The sequence below is a fragment of the uncultured Tateyamaria sp. genome, from assembly GCF_947504105.1.
In the GTDB taxonomy this organism is placed as follows: domain Bacteria; phylum Pseudomonadota; class Alphaproteobacteria; order Rhodobacterales; family Rhodobacteraceae; genus Tateyamaria.
Map to the genome: position 1 here is coordinate 88,630 of NZ_CANNGP010000012.1, position 8,472 is coordinate 97,101.

General features: G+C 51.2%; 9 protein-coding genes. 4 read left to right on the top strand and 5 right to left on the bottom strand.

Going from position 1 to position 8,472, the window contains the following annotated elements; all coding sequences use genetic code 11:
* Positions 1-61: 61 nt before the first annotated feature.
* From Q1A75_RS10125 to Q1A75_RS10145, 5 genes are all read right to left on the bottom strand, one after another.
* Positions 62-2,341: a hypothetical protein gene (locus Q1A75_RS10125; RefSeq protein WP_299592111.1), complete on the bottom strand. Its 2,280-nt coding sequence runs from the start codon at positions 2,339-2,341 to the stop codon at positions 62-64.
* Positions 2,338-3,207 (bottom strand): flagellar motor stator protein MotA, encoded by an 870-nt coding sequence (gene motA, locus Q1A75_RS10130; protein WP_299592109.1) that lies wholly within the window; start codon positions 3,205-3,207, stop codon positions 2,338-2,340. The genes Q1A75_RS10125 and motA overlap by 4 nt, the downstream gene beginning before the upstream one ends.
* Positions 3,208-3,274: 67 nt before the next feature.
* Positions 3,275-3,877, bottom strand: a complete 603-nt coding sequence (locus tag Q1A75_RS10135) for a hypothetical protein (RefSeq protein ID WP_299592107.1) — start codon at positions 3,875-3,877, stop codon at positions 3,275-3,277.
* The gene (locus Q1A75_RS10140; protein WP_299592105.1) at positions 3,874-4,254 is read right to left on the bottom strand and encodes a hypothetical protein; all 381 of its coding nucleotides are present in this window, start codon (positions 4,252-4,254) and stop codon (positions 3,874-3,876) included. The genes Q1A75_RS10135 and Q1A75_RS10140 overlap by 4 nt, the downstream gene beginning before the upstream one ends.
* A gap of 10 nt (positions 4,255-4,264) precedes the next feature.
* On the bottom strand, positions 4,265-4,753 hold the full coding sequence (locus Q1A75_RS10145; RefSeq protein WP_299592103.1) for a flagellar basal body-associated FliL family protein: 489 nt from the start codon (positions 4,751-4,753) through the stop codon (positions 4,265-4,267).
* A gap of 107 nt (positions 4,754-4,860) precedes the next feature.
* Here Q1A75_RS10145 and fliF point away from each other — a divergent pair, with 107 nt between their 5' ends.
* Genes fliF through fliP form a run of 4 tightly spaced genes read left to right on the top strand, consistent with a single transcriptional unit; the run spans position 4,861 to position 8,110 of the window.
* Positions 4,861-6,495 carry a flagellar basal-body MS-ring/collar protein FliF gene (gene fliF, locus Q1A75_RS10150; protein ID WP_299592101.1) on the top strand — a complete coding sequence of 545 codons (1,635 nt, stop codon included), beginning with the start codon at positions 4,861-4,863 and terminating at the stop codon, positions 6,493-6,495.
* Positions 6,495-7,094 (top strand): hypothetical protein, encoded by a 600-nt coding sequence (locus Q1A75_RS10155; RefSeq protein ID WP_299592099.1) that lies wholly within the window; start codon positions 6,495-6,497, stop codon positions 7,092-7,094. Before fliF ends, Q1A75_RS10155 begins: the two co-directional genes overlap by 1 nt.
* Positions 7,087-7,380 carry a FliM/FliN family flagellar motor C-terminal domain-containing protein gene (locus Q1A75_RS10160; RefSeq protein ID WP_299592097.1) on the top strand — a complete coding sequence of 98 codons (294 nt, stop codon included), beginning with the start codon at positions 7,087-7,089 and terminating at the stop codon, positions 7,378-7,380. The genes Q1A75_RS10155 and Q1A75_RS10160 overlap by 8 nt, the downstream gene beginning before the upstream one ends.
* A gap of 4 nt (positions 7,381-7,384) precedes the next feature.
* Complete coding sequence (gene fliP, locus Q1A75_RS10165; RefSeq protein WP_299592095.1) at positions 7,385-8,110, top strand: flagellar type III secretion system pore protein FliP; 726 nt, start codon at positions 7,385-7,387, stop codon at positions 8,108-8,110.
* Positions 8,111-8,472 lie beyond the last annotated feature (362 nt).

An 8,472-nucleotide genomic window follows, 5' to 3' on the forward strand; every position in this document is an offset into this window, starting at 1 on the left:
GATACTAGCCATGCTAGCGCAGTCTTCGTTTATTTCTGGTAACCAAGCCTAGCCCAACGTGTCAATCTGCTTGGGTGTCTACAAAACGGTTTGCGGCTAACAGTTTTTTTATCACTTCGCGCGCTTTCTTACTCTCTTCCAATGCGCCATTTGTACGCTGCAACATGTCAATCGGGTCGGGTGAGCTTTCCAACGTAGTTGAAGCAACCAATGCTACTGGTCCAAGTACCGGTTCACTTGGGTCGAGTAACGATTGCCAGTTTCGCGAAAGCCATGCGGATTGCCTGCGCCCATAGTCGTCGTCCAATTCTAGGAATAGGTCATGCGCAATGTTATGATCTCCGGCTTCGGCACTTGCCTGTGCCCGTAAATTATTTGTAAAATTACCCGTTGTATTGGCTAAATACGCAATTGCTTCATGTGGCTGAGACATTCCCAAAGCAATACGTGCGCGCAATATTCTATTTTTCTGCGTGTTTGGAATGTCTAGCCTTGTAGACATCAGTTCTTCGGCCTCCCCAAAAAAACCTAGGTCTGTTAGACGTTGAGCGAGTGCCTCGGTTGCTTCTGCGGATATGCTATCTGGCTTCTCAATCATTACAATGAAGGCGTGTTCCAAAAATGTAGTGTCGTCTGCATCTTCGGCTAGAAGAGAAATTAGAGCCGAATGAAGCGCATCTGTTTCTGAAATACCGTCACTGGGTTGGATGTACTTCAACGCGGCGAACGCTTTATCAAACTGATCGGATTTTGCTAATGCCAGAACGTGCGTGCGTCGCAACTCTTTTCCAAGGGGATCACCGCGCATTTCGACTGCGTATGCCTTAACCAGTGTTGCAACATCTTCTTTAATTTCAAGTCCGGCATCTAGGTGAGTGTCCACATATCGAATTAGGGCTTCGGCAGATTGCTGGTCATTTGACGCAACAATCTCTCCCAGCCTGCTTTGCGCCGCCGTAACTTCACCTTGGGCTAAATCGATATCTGCTCTGGCCAGCTCCGCCGCACCGATTAATGGTTCTGCTGTGCGTTCCAGTCCGCGCAGTGCTGCGGCCGCAGCGCCCTTATCGCCGTAAGCAAGTAGCTTTTTGCTAAGAGCTGGTGCGAGGAAACTACGCAAATGAATCGGTAGGCCGCTTAGAGTACGTATTGCGGCATCGCTGTTGATTGATGCGGATGGCTCCAAATGCTGTGCTGAAAGAATTGCCCAAAGTGCAACATCCGAGTCGCAGTCAACGAAGTTCTCTAGATAGTTCTCAGTCAATGCATATCCAAACTCCATGACGTCGGCAATATCGATTAACGCCTTGTTCGCGGGCGTCAAATCGTCCATCATCAACAACACTTGTTTTGCTTCGGCGCCGAAGCCGAAGTAGAGGTATATGCGTGCCAACTCGATGGCATTCGTACTGTTCATTTTGTCGAACTCGGAAAACAACTCGCGCCGCAGCATTGCTATGGAAGCCGCAAAGTCGGTTGCAGTCCCCCAATCTTGGAGACGTACATCTTTGGGATCGATACAACGGATACCGAGTATTGTGGATGCATTTTTGTTTTCCGATGTGATGCCTGGTACATCACCGCTAGTCGTTATGCGCAAGTTGCCACTTAACGGCTCAGTTTGCTCCGCTTCTTCAGTCGAAGGCAAAGATGAATCGAAGATGCTTGTGTCGATTTGAGTACGTTGTGGTTGCAACGGAATGGTTGTATGCAAGCTGCTCGGGCGTAGAACGCCTATTGTTGCGGCAAAGCCTATTCTGTTAGCGAGCTTTTCCTGGGCTTTTTGCAAACTGTACACTTCAGTGTGCTGAGATGCTTCTCCGGCCAAGAGGGATGATGGCTGTTCGGATACAGTAGTATCTAAGATGGAATGCAGGTCGCTAGCCAGTGGCTCTTCTTTGGGTTTTTTGTATGTAAATTGTAGTCGTGTCGAACCTAAAGATTGCAAAGCGGATCGCTCAATTCTCGGTTGATTTTCAATTGAATCGTTGGTGAGTTCGCTGATATCAATAACTAGCATTGTTCCGGACTGAAAAATGTTTGCGTTACATTTACATCCATATTTGACGCTTAGAGACGTGGAATTAGCGGTAATCGCGCTAACGTAGGTTCGATCAATACGGTTAAATACGCGAGACGTGTCAAAACCATCACCATGGTTTTCCATCGTAACGGTAGTACCAGAGGTATTTTGGTCGAGGGTCCATTTCTTGCTTTTTGGAATATCAAGAACAATTCTTACAAAATTTTCATGTGCGCCTGAGCGAACAGGAATTTCCGCACCGTGTACAACTCCCGCCATCAACATAAACGCTACAAATAGTCTAAAGGTTAAAATCATGCTGCGTTCTGTTTTACAGATTTCAGAGCTTCTTCCAAATCGGAAAATGAGGGGCGGCAATGTGACGGCGTGTTTTGGCGCCCGACCTCAATACAGATGTTGGTTGCGTGGTTGTGCAAATTGGCCACGAGTACCTCGCGGATCAGTTGGTAGAAATGACCATCTTCTTCGACAACCGCTTTCACCTTTGCTGCAAAGGGGCCGACCAGACCATATGCGAGGAAAACACCCAGGAATGTACCAACAAGTGCCCCGCCGATGAGTTTACCAAGGATTTCCGGCGGTTGGTCAATTGACGCCATTGTTTTGATTACCCCAAGAACAGCCGCAACAATTCCGAGGGCCGGCAGACCATCCGCGACTGTTTGCAAAGCGTGGCTGGAATGAAGCGCATGGTGCATATTTGTCTCCATACGCTTTTCAAGGACTTCTTCGACCTGGTGGGGGTCATCATAGTTCATTGATGCTGAGCGCATCGTATCGCATATGAGCGCCGTCGCTTCCCGATCCGCCACTATCTTGGGGTAACGGGAGAAGATTGGGGAACTCTCTGGATCTTCGATGTGTTCTTCGATTGCGACCGGGTTTTGGCGGGCAAGTCTGATCAGTTCGAACAGTAGACAAAGCAAATCCTTGTAGTCCTCGTGTGCCCATTTTGGGCCCTTGAACACTTTTCCAAGATCTTTGACTGTGTGTTTGATTTCGGCCATTGAATTGCTAATGAGAAACGCGCCCACTGCGGCGCCAAGAATCATTGTCATCTCGAACGGCAAAGACTTGAGAATAATCCCCATCTTCCCACCGGCGGCCAAGTAACCGCCAAACACCATCACGAAAATGGTTACTATGCCGATAATCCCGATCACGTTACAATTCCCTCAATCCGTTCGACCGCAGAATTGCAGACAGCGGTTAATAAAGCCTCACGTAGTGTCAGTTTTTGGGGGCGCGTGCGTTCCGCCCGGCGAGGATTGCACTAATGGAGTAAGCAGACTGCGGCTTCAGCCCAGCCATGATTTTTGCGGCAGCCTCGGGTCGCATGCGACCGAGAAACCCTGCAGCAAAGGCAGGTTCCATTGCCTCAAACAGTGCGGAAGCATCTTTTGGCTTCATGTTTTCATAAACCATAGTCAGCTTTGATAGATCGTCTTCTGCAGCAGTTTGTGCGATGGATAAGGTTTGTCTCAACCGCTGTTCGGCACCTTCCAATGCGGTAAGGCGTCGCTCGATTTCCAGTTGTGCGACATCTAGCGCTTTGGAGCGTGCAGCAAGTTCACCTTCGCGCTCACTCACTTTATTTTCACGTGCCAGCAATGCATCGAGCAGCGGTTTGACGTCCGGTTTGTGTCCGAAGTTAGGTTCTGGTTTTTCGGGATTTGCGCTTAATGGGAGAGAAAAGCCACCGGCTAAATCCACCTCGGCCAGCGCGGAATTGGCACTGATGCCGACACGTATCACAGCCGATCCGGCAAGCAATGCGACCAAGAATGCGATTGAACCACGATTGGAGAAAAAAGATTTCCCTTTGGCTTTCATTTTCTACCTCCCGCAGTTCGACGTGTGAAAATTGGTTCGCTCGTCTCGTTCAGTTCGGGCGGAGCAGGTGGTACCGCCTCAGGTTTCTGCGTTCCTGGCACGTCATGTAGTGCGGCCATCTGCAATTCGAGCCTACGAGCAATTTCTGCGGCACGCTGCGTAGTATCGCTTAGAGCCTCAGCGGATTCTGCAGCGGTTTTTTGTGCTGCCTCCAATGTCTTGGTCAAATCTTCGACTTGTGAAGAAAGGACGGCGACTGCACCGCCAACGCCCTTTTCTAGGCTATTGAACCGCTTGAGCCGACGTCCCAGAACAAAACAGTAAAACCCAGCGCCCAAAGCGCCGGCGACCAAAAAGATATCAGCTACAAGGTCCATTTATTCACCATCAACTTAAGACGAATTCCATGATTAGCAGGTCGTTAACCCGCCCTGGTCCGGTCACAATCTGCACGCGTCGAAGCATTTGACCACGCAATCTGGTTAGTGCTGCCGGACTTTCGATATCCTTGATTTCAAGTGCCCGTAGATAACCGTTCAAGACATCGACGACACGTGGAAGGAGTGCTTCGACGTCGGATGAATACTGCGATGGTACTTCGAGTTGCGCTCTAAATCGCAAGTGCCGGCTGTGTGAGTTCGGTGCCAGCGAAATTACCATAGGCTCAACTGGGACAAACGAGACGTCAGGCAGATCTGCTGGAGTGATCTGGTCAGATGCGGGTGGCGCATTTGATTCGGGTGTTAGAATCAGGCCCGAAAACGCTGTTAAGAAACCGCCGCCTGCGCCCAGTAGCAGTGCCACAACGCCCAGAATCAAAGGCATTTTCGAAGGACTCTTAGCCTCTTCGGCTGTTTCGATTGCGGCGTCTGTCATCTGGATCCTGCTTAAATACTGTCGAAGCAAGATTTGTCACAGATCAACTAACCGATTGTTAAGGCTGTTCAGTCATTGCTGTCACAAAGTCGAGCAGAACGCGCGACATGACGGAGAAAATTGTGCAGCAGTTACTGAATGTCTGGATGGGCCTGGATATCAAGCGTCAGATCACTGTCGTCGCAGCGACAGTTGCTATGTTTCTCGCAATCCTCGCTATGTCGAAAATTGTGACGGCGCCTACAATGACACTGTTGTATGCGGGTCTTGAAAACGGTGCCGCAGGCGACGTGGTCAGATCGCTTGAACAGCGCGGTATCCCGTTCGAGGTGCGCGGTGGGTCCATCTTTGTTGATGCGCAGGATCGCGATCAACTTCGTCTTACTCTGGCAAGTGAGGGCCTACCGGCAAACAACAGTCGTGGTTATGAGTTACTTGATAGCTTGTCTGGCTTCGGGACCACCTCGCAAATGTTTGATGCCGCCTACTGGCGCGCTAAGGAGGGAGAGCTGGCCCGCACTATAGTCGCAAGCCCCCATGTGGCGATGGCGCGTGTTCACATTGCGTCAACTGGGTCCAACCCGTTTCAGCGCAGCGTCACGCCCACCGCTTCCGTAGCCATCACGCCAAATGGTGCACAACTCACAGTGCCGCAAGCCAAAGCAATACGGTTTCTGGTCGCATCCGCCGTCGCCGGGTTGTCGGCGGACGATGTCGCCGTGATCGATGCCAATGGAGCATTGATTGGTACGGGCGACGATTCAGCCCCTGTCGCAGGTTCAGAAGACAAGGAAAAGATGCTCCGTGAACGCGTGGAACGCTTGCTCGAAGCACGGGTCGGCCCAGGAAACGCTGTGGTTGAAGTCAGTGTGGAAACCGTTACGGAGACTGAAGAGTTTCGCGAACGCCGGTTTGATCCGCAAGAACGAGTGGTGATAAGCACCGACACCGAAGAGCGCTCAAGCACATCAAACGAGGCCGGTGGCGGGGATGTGACCGTAGCGTCCAATCTGCCGGATGGGGAAGGGGCTGGGGGCGACAGTGCTTCTTCACAGAACTCGGAAACTCGCGAACGCATCAACTATGAGGTTTCTGAAACGGAGCGTGCTATTGTCAAAGCCGCCGGCGCGATCCGGCGAGTCACCGTCGCTGTGCTTGTGAACCAAGCAGTCGCTGAAGAGGATAGCAGTACTCAAACAACACAGCGATCCGAGGACGAGTTAAGCGCATTGCGCGAACTGGTCGCTTCTGCCGTAGGATTTGACGAGGGTCGCGGCGACGTCATTACAATCAAGGCAATGGAACTGCAGTCGGTTGCGCCCCAAGGTACAGTCGTCGAAACATCAGTTTTCGACCGGTTCCACGTCGATGTCATGTCAGCGATCCAGATGACGATCTTGGCTATTGTGACATTGATACTTGGCTTATTTGTCGTCAGGCCCGTATTGTCACGGCCACATTTGCCTCCAGAGGGTTTGCCGCCTTCGTTGCCTGCAGGTGCTGCAGACACTCCGATATTGGCGGCCCCGGCATCTTTCGATAAAGTAACTTCAGGTGACATTGCTGTCCACCCAAGTCCTGATATGTTACCAGATTTGCCCTCACTTGATCACGCACAGTCCGGTGAAATAGTTGAACGGCTCACGGTAGATCCGGTTGATCGCCTGCGGTCCATGATCGGTGAACGTCAGGAAGAAACGGTTGAGATACTCAGGAGTTGGCTTGAAGAGGAGCGCGCATAATGACTGCGTCTCATCTGTTTGAAGACTTCGGAGACGCTAAAGCCCAGGAACGTTTTTCGTCAAGGATGCCTGTTGAAGATATTGAGGATCAGAAACTCGAATCTTTTGAAAACGGGTATCAGGCAGGTTGGGACGACGCGGTTGCAGCCCAAACTGAAACACTTTCTTTTGTGTCGAGCGGCTTGGCCAACAGTCTGCAGAACGCATCCTTTGAGTATCATGAGTTGCGTGCGACGCTGAACGCTTCTGTAGAGACGATCATTGGTCAAGTTGTCGACGTTGTTTTGCCTCAAATCGCGAATGCGAGCCTTGGAGCGCATGTGCGCGAAAAGATGGCGGCGTTGACACGGAAAAACCTTGATCGAGATATTGAAATTGTGGTCGCACCAGAGAGCGAAGCTGCGGTGCGTACCGCCCTTGATGATGATCCACCTAAACCTTTCGTGCTGATAACGGACGAGCTGCTTGCGCCGACCCAAGTGGTTTTGCGGTTGGATCGCAACGAAGCAGAGCTTCACTTGGATCGAGCCGTTGCAGAGATTTCAGCAGCAGTCACATCCTTTTTCGAAAACCAAGCGAACGAGGTGAAAGATGGCTGATATGCCTTCAAAAAAAGCGCTCGCATCTGATGCGCATAATCCATTCACGGCGGTCCCGATTGAAATCACTGTGTCTGTTGGGCAAGCTCGGCCGCTTGTGCGTGACTTGGTGATGCTCGGCTCCAATGCTGTTCTCACGCTGGATAAACGAATCGACGACCCAGTCGACCTGTTCGTCGGCGATAAGCTCATTGCCCGAGGAACACTCGAGGAAGCAGAAGGCAGCGACCAAGGTCAGTTGGTTGTACGGCTGACAGAGATACTCGATCTTGGCGCAGGCGTGTAAGCATATGCTGACGCGCGCGTTAGCGGTCGCACTCTTATTGAGTCTTCCAACGGTTTTGGGGGCTCAAGACATCGCCATCTCGCTTGGAGACGATACCTCCTTAAGTGCGAGAACATTGCAGTTGATTGCGCTGATCACGGTTTTAAGCCTCGCTCCTGGCCTTGCAATCATGATCACTTGCTTCCCGTTTTTAGTGACGGTGCTGTCCATCCTTCGCCAGGCGATCGGGCTGCAACAGTCACCTCCCAACATGTTGATCGTTAGCCTCGCACTTTTTTTGACGTATTTCATTATGGAACCGGTGTTTTCAGAGGCATGGACGAACGGGCTAAACCCTCTGGTCAACGAGCAAATTGATCCCGGCGTTGCCTTTGTACGCACACTAGAACCATTCCGTGAGTTCATGGCCGCTCGGCTTGACTCTGACACCTTTGCTGCCATGTCGGATTTGCGCCCTGATACGCAAGGTATTCTACTTGAGCCAGACGCGCCTCTATCCGTTCTGATTCCAAGCTTCTTACTATCCGAGATATCGCGTGCATTTCAGATCGGGTTTTTAATTTTCCTTCCGTTTCTGATCATCGATCTGGTCGCGGCAGCTGTTCTGATGAGCATGGGCATGATGATGGTTCCGCCTGCGATTGTCTCGCTGCCATTCAAGTTGGCTTTTTTCGTAATCGCGGATGGATGGAGTTTGATTGCTGGCAGTTTGGTGCGTAGCTACTTTTAGGCGCGAGCTCGGCCCGATTGAAACTGCTGGGACGCCTAAGCATCCCCAGTGTGCATTTCTCAAGTGGGGCATGGCACGAGTAGATGTCGCCCAAGAATTGGGCTCGTGATCATGATGACCAGGGTCCGTACCTAAATTGGGTGACCGTCATTGCGGACAAAGTGCTGAGTAGCTCGCGTCTGCTGCAGGCCAGCCTGCTCAGCAAAAAGGTCAAAAAGCTCTTTGGTTACAAAGTGGATCATTTTTCTTGAAACGCGTCTAGTCGCGGCTCACCTAGCGCCTTCCTGAGAGGTGGTCCTAGATTTTCGACCAATTTGCAGCCGGTTTAAGATGGATCAGGGGTTCATTTAGGCTGCTATTCT

Bases quoted from the DNA above. Each gene is read 5' to 3' on its own strand.
- Q1A75_RS10125 (WP_299592111.1), bottom strand. From the start codon at position 2,341: ATGATTTTAACCTTTAGACTATTTGTAGCGTTTATGTTGATGGCGGGA.
- Q1A75_RS10135 (WP_299592107.1), bottom strand. From the start codon at position 3,877: ATGAAAGCCAAAGGGAAATCTTTTTTCTCCAATCGTGGTTCAATCGCA.
- Q1A75_RS10140 (WP_299592105.1), bottom strand. From the start codon at position 4,254: ATGGACCTTGTAGCTGATATCTTTTTGGTCGCCGGCGCTTTGGGCGCT.
- Q1A75_RS10145 (WP_299592103.1), bottom strand. From the start codon at position 4,753: ATGACAGACGCCGCAATCGAAACAGCCGAAGAGGCTAAGAGTCCTTCG.
- fliF (WP_299592101.1), top strand. From the start codon at position 4,861: ATGACGGAGAAAATTGTGCAGCAGTTACTGAATGTCTGGATGGGCCTG.
- Q1A75_RS10155 (WP_299592099.1), top strand. From the start codon at position 6,495: ATGACTGCGTCTCATCTGTTTGAAGACTTCGGAGACGCTAAAGCCCAG.
- Q1A75_RS10160 (WP_299592097.1), top strand. From the start codon at position 7,087: ATGGCTGATATGCCTTCAAAAAAAGCGCTCGCATCTGATGCGCATAAT.
- fliP (WP_299592095.1), top strand. From the start codon at position 7,385: ATGCTGACGCGCGCGTTAGCGGTCGCACTCTTATTGAGTCTTCCAACG.